The sequence below is a fragment of the Bauldia sp. genome, from assembly GCF_965232525.1.
Classification (GTDB): Bacteria; Pseudomonadota; Alphaproteobacteria; order Rhizobiales; family Kaistiaceae; genus Bauldia.
On record NZ_OZ246980.1, the window covers coordinates 3,916,942 to 3,931,158 of the forward strand.

The 14,217-nt window shown below is 66.6% G+C and carries 14 protein-coding genes; 10 read left to right on the plus strand and 4 right to left on the minus strand.

The window, feature by feature from the left end:
- Nucleotides 1-15: 15 nt before the first annotated feature.
- The 4 genes from ACO076_RS18595 to ACO076_RS18610 all read left to right on the plus strand — a co-directional run bounded on the left by ACO076_RS18595 (nucleotide 16) and on the right by ACO076_RS18610 (nucleotide 2,919).
- Nucleotides 16-591 (plus strand): hypothetical protein, encoded by a 576-nt coding sequence (locus ACO076_RS18595; RefSeq protein ID WP_421724307.1) that lies wholly within the window; start codon nucleotides 16-18, stop codon nucleotides 589-591.
- 25 nt (nucleotides 592-616) lie between these two features.
- Nucleotides 617-952 carry an ArsR/SmtB family transcription factor gene (locus ACO076_RS18600; RefSeq protein WP_421724308.1) on the plus strand — a complete coding sequence of 112 codons (336 nt, stop codon included), beginning with the start codon at nucleotides 617-619 and terminating at the stop codon, nucleotides 950-952.
- Complete coding sequence (locus ACO076_RS18605) at nucleotides 949-1,401, plus strand: SRPBCC family protein (protein WP_421724309.1); 453 nt, start codon at nucleotides 949-951, stop codon at nucleotides 1,399-1,401. Before ACO076_RS18600 ends, ACO076_RS18605 begins: the two co-directional genes overlap by 4 nt.
- 66 nt (nucleotides 1,402-1,467) lie before the next feature.
- Nucleotides 1,468-2,919 carry a cation:proton antiporter gene (locus ACO076_RS18610; protein ID WP_421724310.1) on the plus strand — a complete coding sequence of 484 codons (1,452 nt, stop codon included), beginning with the start codon at nucleotides 1,468-1,470 and terminating at the stop codon, nucleotides 2,917-2,919.
- Between the two features lie 30 nt (nucleotides 2,920-2,949).
- On the opposite strand, the gene ACO076_RS18615 is transcribed toward ACO076_RS18610, so the two are convergent.
- Together ACO076_RS18615 and ACO076_RS18620 are read right to left on the minus strand one after the other, a co-directional pair.
- Complete coding sequence (locus ACO076_RS18615) at nucleotides 2,950-3,744, minus strand: inositol monophosphatase family protein (protein ID WP_421726774.1); 795 nt, start codon at nucleotides 3,742-3,744, stop codon at nucleotides 2,950-2,952.
- Nucleotides 3,745-3,841: 97 nt separating this feature from the next.
- Entirely contained in the window at nucleotides 3,842-4,447 is a 606-nt protein-coding gene (locus ACO076_RS18620; RefSeq protein WP_421724311.1) for a superoxide dismutase, read from the minus strand.
- Between the two features lie 406 nt (nucleotides 4,448-4,853).
- Between ACO076_RS18620 and ACO076_RS18625 the strand changes: the two genes are divergently transcribed.
- Nucleotides 4,854-5,291 carry a c-type cytochrome gene (locus tag ACO076_RS18625; RefSeq protein ID WP_421724312.1) on the plus strand — a complete coding sequence of 146 codons (438 nt, stop codon included), beginning with the start codon at nucleotides 4,854-4,856 and terminating at the stop codon, nucleotides 5,289-5,291.
- 54 nt (nucleotides 5,292-5,345) lie between these two features.
- On the opposite strand, the gene ACO076_RS18630 is transcribed toward ACO076_RS18625, so the two are convergent.
- Nucleotides 5,346-6,728, minus strand: a complete 1,383-nt coding sequence (locus ACO076_RS18630; RefSeq protein WP_421724313.1) for a M20/M25/M40 family metallo-hydrolase — start codon at nucleotides 6,726-6,728, stop codon at nucleotides 5,346-5,348.
- 865 nt (nucleotides 6,729-7,593) lie between these two features.
- Here ACO076_RS18630 and ACO076_RS18635 point away from each other — a divergent pair.
- The 3 genes from ACO076_RS18635 (at nucleotide 7,594) to ACO076_RS18645 (ending at nucleotide 10,079) form a co-directional block, all read left to right on the plus strand.
- A complete protein-coding gene (locus tag ACO076_RS18635; protein ID WP_421724314.1) occupies nucleotides 7,594-7,941 on the plus strand; it encodes a DUF2267 domain-containing protein in 348 nt (115 codons plus the stop codon).
- A 66-nt stretch (nucleotides 7,942-8,007) separates the two neighbouring features.
- On the plus strand, nucleotides 8,008-8,373 hold the full coding sequence (locus tag ACO076_RS18640) for an MmcQ/YjbR family DNA-binding protein (protein ID WP_421724315.1): 366 nt from the start codon (nucleotides 8,008-8,010) through the stop codon (nucleotides 8,371-8,373).
- Nucleotides 8,370-10,079, plus strand: a complete 1,710-nt coding sequence (locus tag ACO076_RS18645; protein ID WP_421724316.1) for a methylmalonyl-CoA mutase family protein — start codon at nucleotides 8,370-8,372, stop codon at nucleotides 10,077-10,079. The genes ACO076_RS18640 and ACO076_RS18645 overlap by 4 nt, the downstream gene beginning before the upstream one ends.
- 812 nt (nucleotides 10,080-10,891) lie before the next feature.
- On the opposite strand, the gene ACO076_RS18650 is transcribed toward ACO076_RS18645, so the two are convergent.
- Nucleotides 10,892-11,347 carry a L,D-transpeptidase gene (locus ACO076_RS18650; protein WP_421724317.1) on the minus strand — a complete coding sequence of 152 codons (456 nt, stop codon included), beginning with the start codon at nucleotides 11,345-11,347 and terminating at the stop codon, nucleotides 10,892-10,894.
- 203 nt (nucleotides 11,348-11,550) lie between these two features.
- Here ACO076_RS18650 and ACO076_RS18655 point away from each other — a divergent pair, with 203 nt between their 5' ends.
- Nucleotides 11,551-11,946 carry a hypothetical protein gene (locus tag ACO076_RS18655; RefSeq protein WP_421724318.1) on the plus strand — a complete coding sequence of 132 codons (396 nt, stop codon included), beginning with the start codon at nucleotides 11,551-11,553 and terminating at the stop codon, nucleotides 11,944-11,946.
- A complete protein-coding gene (gene scpA, locus ACO076_RS18660) occupies nucleotides 11,943-14,204 on the plus strand; it encodes a methylmalonyl-CoA mutase (RefSeq protein ID WP_421726775.1) in 2,262 nt (753 codons plus the stop codon). The genes ACO076_RS18655 and scpA overlap by 4 nt, the downstream gene beginning before the upstream one ends.
- Nucleotides 14,205-14,217: the final 13 nt, after the last annotated feature.

Sequence of the window (14,217 nt, forward strand, 5' to 3'; positions counted from 1 at the left end):
CCAATGGAGAGACCCATGTTCCGCACCGTCCTGGCCGCCGCCTGCGCCGTATGCGCCACCGCCGCTTCCGCCGCGACCCTCACCCAGACCGCCCACTTCCCAGGCGCCGACGCCGGTGACCTGTTCGCCATGTACATGTCGACCGACGGCCACGCGGCGATCACCGGTTTGCCGGCCCGCTTCGTCAACACCGGAGGCGACCCTGTCGAGACCGCGGGGATCGGCGATCGCCTCGCCGCCTTCTGCTTCACGCCCGACCAGTGCGGCCTTGATGCGCGGATCATCGACGTCCAGAAAGCACCGGGCGCCCACACCGTTGTGATGTCGTGGTGGAATTTCGGTTGGGTCTCCGCCGTCAATCCCGACGACGTCGCCGCCAGCCCGCGCGGCGCGCTCGACTCGACCCTGGTGCTCACGTTCCGCGACACGCCGACCGGCGCCCAGATCGAACTGGTGCAGGCCAACGTGCCCGACTACAAGGTGCGCATACCGAACCCGGACGGCTCGGAGGAAATCGGTCCGCTCAGCCAGATCGTCAACACCCACTGGAACACGCTCTATTGGGACAGGATCCGCGGCTTGACCGAGTAGCCGTCCGGCGACGATCGGAGGGGCCTTGACCTATCGGCTGCAAGGGGTGTTCACGGCGATTGCCGACCCGCACCGCCGGGCGATGCTCGATTATCTGGCGGCCGGCGAACTATCGGCCGGCGAGCTTGCCGCCAAGTTCGACATCTCGCGGCCGGCGGTCGCCAACCACCTGAAGATTCTCGAAGACAACCGGCTGGTGCGGATCACCCGGCGCGGCCGGCGGCGCATGCATAGCCTCGACCCGCACGGTCTGCTCGAGGTGCGCGACTGGCTGAACCGCTACGCCGCGTTCTGGGACGACCGGCTCGACACCCTGAAGGCGCTGGTCGAGGCGGAAGGCAAAGACGAGGCGACCGAATGACCGACACCGACGCCATCCACCGCACCATCACCATCGCCGCCCCCATCGACCGGGTGTGGGCCTACCTCACCGAGCGCGACAAGATCGCCGCGTGGTTGATGCCCAACACCTTCGTGCCGGAGACCGGCCGGCGCTTTACCATGGATTGCCCGCCCGGCATCGGCTCCGGCGCGCCGATCGCGTGCGCGGTCACCGAATGCGTGCCGCCCGCCGACGGCCGCGCTCGCCTCGCCTATACCTGGGCGATCGACCGGCCGCCGATCGAAACCCTGCTCACCATCGAGCTCACCGGAACCGCCGCCACCACCCGCCTCGATTTGGTCCACTCCGGCTGGTCCCAGCTCGACCCGGCCGATGCCTACGTCCGCGACCGCCACGAACAGGGCTGGGACGTGCTGCTCACCCAGCACCTGATGCCGCTGGTGGTGGGCAAGGCGCCCGGCGCATAGACATCCCCCAATCCGAATCACCGCCGTCGTGCTAGACAGGGTCTGACCTGAGGTCGGAGGCCCGACTTGGAGCAGCACGTCGTCGACCTGACCGGCATCGCCTTCGTGATGGCGATCGCCGCGTTGCTCGGCTTCCTGCTGATGCGCTTCCGCCAGCCGCCGATCGTCGGCTACATCCTCGCCGGAATCGTGCTCGGCCCGACCGGTCTCGGCCTCGTCTCCAACACCGAATCGATCACCATCCTCGCCGAGCTCGGCGTGATCATGCTGCTCTTCCTGATCGGCATGGAGATGTCGGTCCGCGCCTTCCGCACTGTCGCCGGCATCGCCTCGATCGTCGCCGGCGGGCAAATCGCCGCGAGCCTGGCGGTCACTGTCCTCCTCGGCCTGGTGTTCGGCTGGGCGATCGAGGCGATCGTCGCCCTCGCCTTCGTCCTCGCGATTTCCTCGACCGCCGTCGCCATGCAGATGCTGGAGGAAATCGGTCAGCTGCGCACCGCCACCGGCCGGATCACCGTTGGCGTGCTCATCGCCCAGGACATCGCGGTGGTGCCGATGCTGGTGCTGCTTGGCTCGTTCGGCGCCGAGACCGACGTCGGCGCGTTGGTGATCAAGCTGGCGGTCGCCGCGATCCTGATCGTCGCCCTGCTTCGCTACCTCTCGGTGCGGCCCGGCAAGCTGCCGATCCCCTTCGCCGAGCGTATCCGCGAACGGATCGACATGGTGGCGGTCGCGAGCGTCGCCTTCTGCTTCGGGGCCGCGGCGCTCACCAGCGTATTCGGCCTGTCGGCCGCCTTCGGCGCCTTCGTCGCCGGCCTGGTGATCGCCGGCTCGAACCTGCGCGCCGAGGCGATCGCTGCCACCCATCCGATCCAGAGCCTCCTGATCGTCGTCTTCTTCCTGTCGATCGGCCTGCTGATCGATCTCACCTATGTGGTTGCCAATCTCGGCACGGTGATTGTCGTCGTGCTCGCGGTGCTTGTCGCCAAGACCGTTGTCAACGTGCTGCTGCTCCGCGCGGTCGGACGACCATGGGAGCAGGCGTTCCCCGGCGGCCTGATCATGTCGCAAATCGGCGAGTTCTCGTTCGTGCTGGCCGCGAGCGGCCTCGCCGCCGGCGCCGTCGACGCCGACACCTACCGCCTGGCCATCGCGGTGATCGCCATCTCGCTGCTGGTCAGTCCGCTATGGATGGTGTCGCTGCGCCGTTTCCAGATCACCGCCAGCCACGGAATCACCAGCTTTCGCGAGGCTTTAGCCGAAGTTTATGCCACCGAGATCGAAGAGATCGTCCGGGGCCGGCTCGCCGTCACCCGCGGTCTCGATCGCGGCCGGCGACAGGCTCGTGCGCTCCGCATCGTCTGGCGGAGACGGCGGCGAGCCAGGCGAAGCCGGCGTGGGGCGGACGCCGCACCGGAGGAAGCCCCGTCAATCGCGACCGCGGCACCGGACGACGTCAGCCCGGACAAACCGCCCGAGTCCGCGGAGCCACCAGCGCCGCCAAAATCCAGGCCCTGACCGCTGACAATGCTCGGGCGCGAGCGCCCGCTATCGGCCGAACGCCGCGTTGGACAGCGACCGGATCGCCTCGAACACCCCCGGCGCGCCGGCGATCGCAACGGTACCGTCGGCGACCACTGTTCGTGGATTAGGCGGGACGACCTTGCCGCCCGCCTCTTCGACGAGACAGAAGCTCGCCAGGCAGTCCCACGCATTCATGTGCGGTTCGCTGTAGCCGATCAGACGCCCGGCGGCGACATAGGCCAGCATGAGGGCGCCCGAGGCGTTCCGGTAGAACACGCCACCCTGGGAGAGAAGGGCGTCGATCAGGCCGACGACCTGGTGCTGTTCGGCGCGGTTCGACGACCCGACCCCGAGCGTTCCCTCGCCGAGCGATTGCGACGACGACACCCGGATCGGCTCGCCGTTGAGGAACGCTCCACCGCCCCGTCGGGCATGGAACGTCTCGCCGACCGATGGCTCGTGCACCACACCGACCACCGACACGCCATCGCGCACGCACGCGATCGCAACGCACCAGGCCGGAATGCCCGCCACGAAGTTCGCCGTTCCGTCGATCGGATCGATCACCCAGACGAAACCGGATTGTCCTTCGACCGGCGGATGCTCCTCGCCGACGATCGCGTCGTCGGGATAAGTGGCGGCGATCGCCGCCCGGATGACGAGTTCGACCTCGCGGTCGGCCTCCGACACCAGATCCTGGTGCCCCTTGGATTCGATCGTCAGCGTGTCGCGGGCCCTGAAGTGGCGTAGCCCGATCTTTCCCGCCGCGCGCCGTCTCGACGGCGAACGCGACCCTTTGATCGAGGTTTTCGGGCGAATGGGTCACGGGGTCCACTCCAAGCGTACTGGAAGAAAAATCACCGCGGCCTCGGATAAGGCCGCGGTGAGCAATGCAGGCTTCTGGAAGCGATCGCCGTCAGCTCGACATCGCGCTCTCGTAGAGCTCCAGCACGTAGTCCCAGTCGATGAGGTTGTCGAACCACGCTTCGAGATATTTCGGCCGGGCGTTGCGATAGTCGATGTAATAGGAGTGCTCCCACACGTCGCAGCCGAGGATCGGCGTCGCGCCATGGACCAGCGGGTTCTCGCCGTTTGGCGTCTTGGAGACCTGCAGCTTGCCGTCGGCGACCGAAAGCCAGGACCAGCCCGAGCCGAACTGTGTGGCACCGGCCTGCAGGAAATCGGTCCGGAACTTGTCGAACCCGCCGAGTTCGCTGTCGATGGCCGTCGCCAGCGCGCCGGGAACCGAGGTGCCGCCGCCACCCTGCTTCATCCATTTCCAGAAATGGATGTGGTTGTAGTGCTGGGCGGCGTTGTTGAAGAGGCCGGCATTCTTCGAATAGCTGAGCTTGACGATCTCCTCGAGGCTCTTGTCCTCCAGCCCCGACCCTTCGAGCAGTTTGTTGCCGTTGGTGACGTACGCCTGATGGTGCTTGTCGTGGTGATACTCCAGCGTCTCTTTGGACATGTAGGGCTGGAGGGCTTCGTAATCGTAAGGCAGGGGCGGCAGTTCGAACGCCATGACAAGCTCCTTTTTTCTCTGGTTGGTGACGCAACCCTGCCGTCGCCCGGCACGATCACGGGTGCAGCGATAACCGCCGGCAAGATAAGCATGCGCGGCGGTTGCCACAACTAGGATCGGCAGGGCGAACCGGCGACAGTCGGCAACCGTTTTCGCCCCTGGGCGGGACGAAGGGAAAAATCGCCTCATCGCCGCCGGATGCCGCCGGTCACGAAAAGTTTGATTTGGACCAGTTCCAATATCCGGTGTCGCCGGTTTATCGTTCTCCCTTCGCGGTGCTGCGGCTACGGCCGGAGCGCGAGTGAACGCACAGGGTCGCGATCGGCACCTTCGTTCGCGGTGCGCGGATCGAATAGGTTCCAGCTTTGAAGTGTTCTAGCTGGTGTCACCATCGACGGAGGACGGGATGAAACTGAAAATGGGATTGGCGGCGATTGCTTTCGTTGTCGGCGCGACCGGTTTCGCCATGGCGAACCAGGACATAATCGATCTGCGCAAGCAGATCATGAAGACCAACGGCCAGGCGGCCAAGGTCTCGGGCATGATGCTTCAGGGCCAGATTCCCTTCGATGCAACCGTGGCGGCCGCCGCCGCTTCGTCGATCGCGGGGTCCAACGCCGTGTTCGCTGACTTTTTCCCGGAGGGGACGGAGACCGGCGACACCAAGGCGCGCGACACCATCTGGAGCGATCCGGAAGGATTCGCCGCCGCCTCGCAGGCCACCGTTGTGGCCGCCGAAGCGGCCGCTGCCGCCGCGGCGGACGGCCCCGAAGCCTTCGGCGCTGCGTTCCAGGCGCTCGGCGCGACTTGCGGCGCCTGCCACGAGGATTACCGCGTCAACTGACCTCCATGATCATGTGACGCGAGCGGCGCGGCGCAAGCCGCGCCGCTTTCGCGTTCAGGTCGCCAGTGCAGCCAGCACCCGTGCCCACGAGCGGATTCCGCCCCGGAAGCTCGACACGTCGTACTTCTCGTTCGGTGAATGAATCCGGTCGTCGTCGAGGGCGAAGCCGATCATTAGCGAATCGATCCCGAGCGCCTGCTTGAGTTCGCCGACCACGGGAATCGACCCGCCGGAGCCGACCAGCGCCGGCTCCATCCCCCACTCGTCGGTGAGCGCCGCCCGCGCCCGCGACAGCGCGTCGCCGGTGAACGGCAGCCGCAGCGCCTGCGCCCCGCCATGTTCGGCGAAGGTGACGCTGCAGTCCGCGGGCAAATGCCCCTCGACGAAATCGCGAAAATTCCGCCGAATCTGGTCCGGGTCCTGCCCACCGACCAGCCGAAACGAGATCTTCGCCGACGCCTTGGCCGGGATCACGGTCTTGAACCCCTCGCCGGTGTAGCCGCCGGTGATACCGTTGACCTCACAGGTCGGCCGCGCCCAGATCTGCTCTAGCACGGAGCGCCCGGTCTCGCCGGCGGGCAGCGACAGTCCCACGTCCCCGAGAAAGGCGTCCGAGTCGAAGCCGAGCGAATCCCACAGCGCCTTGACGTCGGCCGGCAGGTCGTCGACCCCGTCATAGAAACCGGGGACCGTCACCCGGCCGTCGGCGTCGCGAAGTCGCGCGATGATATCGGCGAGTACGTGGATCGGATTGCGGGCGGCACCGCCATAGAGGCCCGAGTGCAGGTCCCGGTCCGCGGCAGTGATGGTGATCTCCTCGCCGACCAGGCCGCGCAGCATCACCGTGATCGCCGGCCGCTGCCGGTCCCACATGTCGGTGTCGCAGACCAGCGCCAGGTCGGCGCGCAGGTCCTCGGCATTGGCTTCGAGGAACGGCTTGAGACTCGGGCTGCCGGATTCTTCCTCGCCTTCGAACAGCACCGAGACCCTGATCGGCAGGGACCCGGTCACCGCCTTCCACGCCCGGCAGGCCTCGACGAAGGTCATCAGCTGCCCCTTGTCGTCGGAGGCGCCCCGGGCAACGATCTGTTCGTGACCGTCGACGGTTTCGATCCGTGGTTCGAACGGTGGCGAATCCCATTCGTCGAGCGGATCGACCGGCTGCACGTCGTAGTGGCCGTAGAACAGGACATGCGGCCCGCCGGCATCGTCCGGATCGTGGGCGACCACCATCGGGTGCCCGGTCGTCGGCCGCACCGACGCGGCGAACCCGATCCCGTCGAGCTCCCCCGACAACCAATCGGCCGCCGCTCGCACCTGCTCGCGATAGGCCGGGTCGGTCGAGATGCTCTCGATCCTGAGGAGATGGAACAGCCGGTCGAGGCTCGCCGGCAGATTGGCGTCGATATGGGACAGAACGTCGTCGAGCATGGTCACCGGTTGTCTCCTGTCAGGCGGCCGTTGTCGTCCTTCGATATCCGAAAACCGCTCCGAATGCGCGGACCGTGTGACGCGGCTGTCTCCCCACCCTGCGGAACTCCTCTGCGTAGGTGCTGACCGCACGCACCACCCCTCTCCCCCTGCGGAAGTTTGGTTTGGTGTTCGCGCACGACAGCGGGATCTCGTCACCGGTCGTCCTCTGGCTTGACCAGAGGACCCGGTATCACCGGCACACGGCCGGGCCATGAAGCGTCAAAGCCCGCATCGCGATCATCACCGGAGCGGCGGTTTCGATGGGTCCTCTGGTCAAGCCAGAGGACGACGTGGAGCGAGTTTGCCCGCCGCTCGTCTGCCGTTAGCAGAATTCTCGTGACGCTTTCTCCCTGTCGGAGTCGATCGGACCCGCGTGCTTCGAGGCCGCCTTTCGGCGGCTCCTCAGCATGAGGAGGGTTAGTATCGTTCCGACGCATCACAGGAGGCACCGCCCGCAGGGTGGTGGGTGGGGAATCCGCGAAAGACAAACAGCTTCTGTTGGTCTTCAACCCCACCAGTTTCTTCACCGAACCCCACCCGTCCGGCGCTTCCGCGCCGGCCACCCTCCCCGCGCCGGGGAGGGACTCGCGGTTGCCACGCCGGCGACAAAATGAGCCGAGCCTCAAGAAGTCACAGCCAGATGCAACGAACGCACGACATCGCTGCGACGACACAATACCGGTATCGGCGAGACATGACGTCGATACCGCCATCCCTCCCCGCGCCGGGGAGGGGGGACCGCCCGCAGGGTGGTGGGTGGGGTCAACACCGCTGGTCCGAGCGCGGCACCTCCGGTACGCTCGTGTTCACGGGATCAGGAGCACCGCCCATGGATGACCTCGTTGCCGCCATCGCGACCGATTGCGGGCTCGACACCGACACCGCTCGCACCGTGGCGGTCGTGATCCTCAAATTCCTGGAAAGCGCCGGCCCGGCCGACCAGACGCGGGCGCTGATCGACGCACTGCCCGGCGCGCGGGAAGCGATGGCGGCGAACGCGGCGGGCAGCAGCCCGGGCCTCCTCGGCGCGTTCAGCGACCTGAGCGCCGCCGGCCTCGGCACCGAGCAGATCCAGACCGCGGCCCGAAGTTTTGGCACATTCGCCCGCGGCCAGGCCGGCGACGAAGCCGTCGATGCCGTCGTGTCGTCGATCCCCGGCCTCGGACCGTTCGTCTGAGCCTCCGTTTGCCCGTCCGGCGGCCCGCCGCCTATAAGACGCGGCAGACCAACTGCCGGGACTCCCATGACGCCTGAGGATTTCAACGCCTTCTGTGGCACCCTTCCCGCCACCAGCCACGTGGTCCAATGGGGCAATGCCGATGTCTGGAAGGTCGGCGGCAAGGTTTTCGCCATCTGCGGCTGGAGCGACGATGGTCGCGCGGTCACCTTTAAGGTCTCCAAGCTCACCTACGAGATCCTGAAGGAACAGGAGGGCCTGCGGCCCGCACCGTATCTCGCCTCACGCGGCATGACCTGGATCCAGAACTATCGCGAGCCCGGCCTAGACGACGATGCGCTCCGCGATTACTTGCGCGAATCCCACCGGATCGTCTCTCTCGGCCTGACGAAAAAACGTCAGAAAGAGCTCGGGCTCAACCAGGACGGATGACCATCACCAAAGACATCCCCACGGACCTGATCGCGGCCGCGAAGGCGCTCGCCGCGCGGACCAAGGGCGTCGACCCCGCCGACCTGATTGCCCGCACCGACGACGGGCTTTCCCTCGGCCCGATCTATCCGGCCGCGACCGCGACGTCGGGTCTGCGGAGCAACGCCTGGTCCGTCTATCAGCGGATCGACGCCACTGACCCGGACGCCGCTGCCATCGCGATCGCGATCAGCGGCGGCGCGCGGGGGGTGACCCTGGTGTCAGTGCCCGACGACTGGCCGGCCTTTTTGCGGCGTTTGCCATTCGAGACCTTCGACATCCGGATCGATACATCTGTCGTCCCCGCGGTCGACAACGACCTGTCGGCGATCCTCGTGGATTCAGGTCAACTTCAGAATATCGTTTCCGTCGTCCATGATCCGGTCACGGCTGTTGCGATTGGTGACGCGCCCCGAATGGCGCCAACCGAGGCCTTCGACGCGTTCCTGAAGGTGAGCACCGCGATCACCGCCCATGAGGCATTTGGCTTTACGATCGTCGCCGACGGACGGCCGTGGCACAACGCCGGTGCATCGGAAGCCCAGGAATTCGCCGCGGTCCTCGGTTCGGTCGTGGCCTATCTCCGCCACGCGGAGTCCCGCGGCGCTGATCTCGAGAAAATAGCCCACCAGCTCGGCGTCATGCTCGCCGCCGATTGCGATCAGTTCGTCACAATCGCCAAGTTCCGTGCCGCGCGCCTGCTGTTGGCGCGGCTTGCCGAAGTCCTGGCATTGCCGGTGGACGCCATATCGATCCACGCCGAGACCGGTTGGCGGATGATGTGCCGCCGCGACCCGTATCTGAACCTCTTGCGCATGACCACCGCGACACTGGCCGCGGCAGCCGGCGGCGCGGCCAGCATCACTACGCTGCCCTACGACTTGCGCGCATCGCCGTTTGCCGACCGCATGGCCCGCAACCTGCAGACCGTGGCGCGCGACGAAGCCGCCCTCAACCGTGTCGCCGATCCCGGCGCCGGGTCGGGCGCGGTCGAAGCCCTTACCGACGAGATCGCCTCCGCTGCCTGGACCGCGTTTCAGCAACTGGAGACCGAAGGCGGTCTGCTCGCCTCGATCGAAGCCGGCGCGGTCCAGAAACGCATCGCCGAGATGGCGGCGCAGCGCCGCGACCGCGTCGCCCGCCGCGAGATCGAGATCGTCGGCGTTAACACCCATGTCGACCGCACGGTCCCGCTACCCCCGCCGGTTGACGCACCATCGGAGGCCAATACGGGCGCGCGCACGCTCCATCCGGAGCGCCTCGCCGAGCCGTTCGAGCGGCTGTGCGACCGCGCCGCCACGATGGCCGAGACCGGCGTCCGGCCGGCCGTGTTCGTGGCGGCGCTCGACGGCGCTGACACCGGACCAACCTCCGATGCCCTCGCCACCTTTGGTTTGACCGTCCTCGACGAAGGCAGGGTCGACGGCACACAAGAACTGATCGCCCGCTTCGCGCAATCGGGAGCAAAGGCGGCAGCCATCATCGCCGGCAACGATGCCGTGGACATCGCCGCGACGGTCACGGCCCTCAGAGACGCCGGCGCCGCCTTCGTGGTTGTGGCCGGCGATGCCGAGGTCCCCGGTGCCGACGCTACGCTCGGTCCGACCACCGACTTGCCGGCGCTGGGAAGCCGCATCCTCGACGCCATCGTCGCGGCCCCGAACTAGTGGAACGAATTTGACATTTGAGTCCCATGTGCGGCCAAGCTCTCGCTCAAATGTCGAATTCAAAAGTTCCACTAGAAACATAGACTTGCTAGTGGTTCTTATGACTCCGACATTTGCCTGAGCGGGTGTTGCAAGGGGTAGCAAATGTCGGAGTCGAACCACTAGTGTGTTCAGTCCGGTCATTTGCGGGATTGGACCGAGGTTGAACCGACAATGAGACGTCTAGGAGATATCAACGTACATTGCCCAGACCACCAGGTGCTGGCATGATCACGTCAACGAGACCATCCAACGGGTGGGTATCGGATTGAGGCCACTCGATACGAAGGGCCATCCTGTGAGTATTGAGGCATAACAAGGCGGAAACAGCGATGAGAGATTTGGTCGCGATTCTTATGGTGGGCGGCTGCTCATTGTTGTGGTCGGGCGCCGTGGCCGTCAGCGGAGAAGCCGAGCTACACTGCGGTGGGCGGAGTTGCAATTGGACCGAAGAAATCGGGCCGTCCGGGTCGAAATCGTTTAATGGATATTGCGACGGATTGGGCAACACCCAGTTAACCGCCAGTAACTCGGCCTTGATCTGTCACAAGGCAAAGGGTCTGACCTGCACGGCTGCATGGATCGTAGTCAGCACCGACCCGCACTACTGGAGCTGCACGTGCACCAATTGGAACGACAAGCAGGAGGCTCACCCGGACATCGATATTTCTTGCCCCGCCCCGAGCTGAGTCTCGGGCAATGGGCACGGTTCGTCCGTTCCACACCTGGGTGTTGACGCGCCCGCGAAGACTCCAAAGCCGCCCCGCCCTCCCTTACTCGACGACGGTGATCTGCGTCCGCTTCATGCCGACGGTCTCGACCGCCTGGTAGAACAGAGCCGAATGCGCCAGCGACAGGCGGACGCAGCCGTGCGAAGCCGGCGCGCCGAGCTTGTCGACCTCGCCGGTGCCGTGCACCGCATAACCGGGGCTATAGAACACCGAATACGGCATCGGCGCGTTGTCGTAGGTGTCGGAGCGATGATCCCGCGCCATCCACGAGGCGCGCCACGTGCCGGTCGGTGTCTCGAAGCCTTCCTTGCCGGTCGAGACCGGAAACACGTGGTTCTGGCGCCGGCCGCGCTTGTCGCGGATGACCAGCTTCATCGTCTGCTGCGACAGCGAGACGGTGGCAACCACCTTCGATCGGTCGCGGAACCAGCCCGCCTCCGCCGGCATCGACCACAGTGCCAGGGCGATCAACGTGAACGCGACAGCAACCAAACGCATGACACTTGCCTTCCAGAACTGACCCGCCAACTCGCCCAGCGGGACGCTCCTTTTTATCATAATGCGCCGGCAGCCGGAGTCACGACCCCGCGAGGTTCGGGCCGGCGCGACCGCAAAGCGCGAATTTGATCGACGCGATTGCGATTACTGGCAAAAACAGGCAGAATCACCGGAGACATCCAACGACAGTTCCCGGGGGCAAGATGCCCGTGAATCCCTCCCGTGCAATCCGATTGATGTTCGCCCGTGCCTTGGCCGTCGTCGCGGTCGTGGCCCTTGCCATCCCCGTCGCCACCGACACTGCCGCCGCCGGTCGGTTCGACGGAGATTGGAAGGTCTACGTCTATGGCGCCCCCGGCAAGTGCGCGTTCGGCTACCGCCTGCCGCTCACCATCGATGATGGCGACGTCCTCTACAAAGGCCGCAAGGTTCACCCGCGGGTGATCGGCGTATCGTCGGCCGGCGCCGTGGCGATCCAGCTCGGCAGCGGCCGCAACGTCGTCACCGGAACCGGCGCGCTCAATGCCCGGCGCGGGTCGGGCAAATGGTCGGCGCCCCGCTTCCGCTGCACCGGCTGGTGGCGCGCCGTGAAGCAATGACCGCTTCGGCCGGCCCGGCCGAGGCATCCCAGCACCGTCGCCGCGACGCGCGCCGCATTCCCGACTTCACCGGCATCGACTGGCGGCGTCCTGACCTGTCGGCAACGCCTGAGATCCGTGACCGCGATTGGGACACGCCCGAGGGCATCCGCGTCCGCCGGGAATATCGCCCGTCGGACATCGCGGACCTGCCGGCCGTCGATGGCTGGCCCGGCGAACCGCCTTATCTGCGCGGTCCCTACCCGACTATGTACATCACCCGGCCATGGACGGTGCGCCAGTATGCCGGCTTCTCCACCGCCGAGGATTCCAACGCCTTCTACCGCCGCAACCTCGCCGCCGGCCAGCGCGGCCTATCGGTCGCCTTCGACCTGCCGACTCATCGCGGCTACGATTCCGACGACCCCCGCATCGCCGCCGATGTCGGCATGGCCGGCGTCGCCATCGATTCGATCCTCGACATGCGCACCCTGTTCGACGGCATCCCGCTCGACCGGATGAGCGTGTCGATGACCATGAACGGCGCGGTGCTGCCGATCATGGCGCTTTACATCGTCGCCGCGGAGGAACAGGGCGTGGCGCCGGCGGCGCTGACCGGGACCATCCAGAACGACATCCTCAAGGAGTTCATGGTCCGCAACACCTTCATCTATCCGCCGGCGCCGTCGATGCGCATCGTCGCCGATATCATGGCCTACACCGCCGAGCATATGCCGCGCTTCAACCCGATTTCGGTGTCGGGCTACCATATGCAGGAGGCTGGCGCGTCGGCCGATCTCGAACTCGCCTATACGCTCGCCGACGGCCTCGAATACGTGAAAGCCGCGCGCGACCGCGGGCTGCCGGTCGACCGCTTCGCACCGCGTATCTCCTTCTTCTTCGGCATCGGCATGAACTTCTTCATGGAGGTCGCCAAGCTCCGCGCCGCGCGGGTGCTGTGGGCCGACCTGATGACCGAGCGCTTCGATCCGCAAGACAAGCGCTCGCTAATGCTCCGCGCCCATTGCCAGACCTCCGGCTGGTCGCTTGCCGCCCACGATGTCTTCAACAACGTCATCCGCACCGCGATCGAGGCGATGGCCGCGACCCAGGGCCAGACCCAGTCGCTCCACACCAACGCCCTCGACGAGGCGCTGGCACTGCCGTCCGATTTCTCCGCCCGCATCGCCCGCAACACCCAGCTCTTCCTCCAGAAGGAAGCCGGCACCACCCGCATCATCGACCCGTGGGGCGGCTCCTACTATGTCGAGCGGCTGACCGCCGACCTGATCGCCCGCGCCCGCGAACATATCGCCGAAGTCGACGGCCTCGGCGGCATGGCCCGCGCCATCGAGGCCGGCGTGCCCAAGCGGCGGATCGAGGAGGCCGCGACCCGCACCCAGGCGCGGATCGACTCCGGCCGCCAGGTGCTGGTCGGCGTCAACCGCTACCGCCCGGAAGACGAGCCGCCGATCGAACTCCTGCGGGTTGACAACTCGGCGGTACGCGCCGCCCAGATCGAGAAGCTGAAGGCGCTGCGCGCGGACCGCGGCGAAGCCGCCTGCCTCGCTGCCCTGGGCGCCCTGACCGCAGCGGCCCGCGACGATACCGGCAACCTGCTCGACCTTGCCGTCGGCGCGGCCCGGGCCCGGGCCACCGTCGGCGAGATCAGCGATGCACTCGAAGCCGCCTTCGGACGGTTCCAGCCCGACACCTCGGTCTCCACCGGCATCTACAGCGAGGAGGCCGGTCCCGACCCGTCGCTCCGGGCCGCTCGCCATCTCGCCGAGAAATTCGCCGACGACGACGGCCGTGCGCCGTCGATCCTGGTCGCCAAGATCGGCCAGGACGGCCACGACCGCGGCCAGAAGGTGATCGCCTCAGCCTTCACCGATGTCGGTTTCGACGTGGTCCTCGGTCCGCTGTTCCAGTCGCCGGAGGAGGCCGCCGCGCTTGCCATCGAAAAGGACGTCCACATCGTCGGTATCTCGACGCTCGCCGCCGGTCACCTGATCACCGTGCCAGCCGTCAAACGCGCGCTCGAAGCCGCCGGCCGGCCGGACATCATGGTGGTGGTCGGCGGCGTCGTCCCGCCGGAGGATTATGAGGCGCTCCGCGACGCTGGTGCTGCTGCCATCTTCGCCCCCGGCACGCCGATCGCCGGCGCCGCCGCCACGCTGATCGACACCCTCAACCAGCGCCTCGGCTACGAGCCGCCACCGCGGCTCAACGAACCGCAGGGCGACCTGACCTGGCGAATCGTCTCGACTGACCGCTGACGCCGCCCCCTCC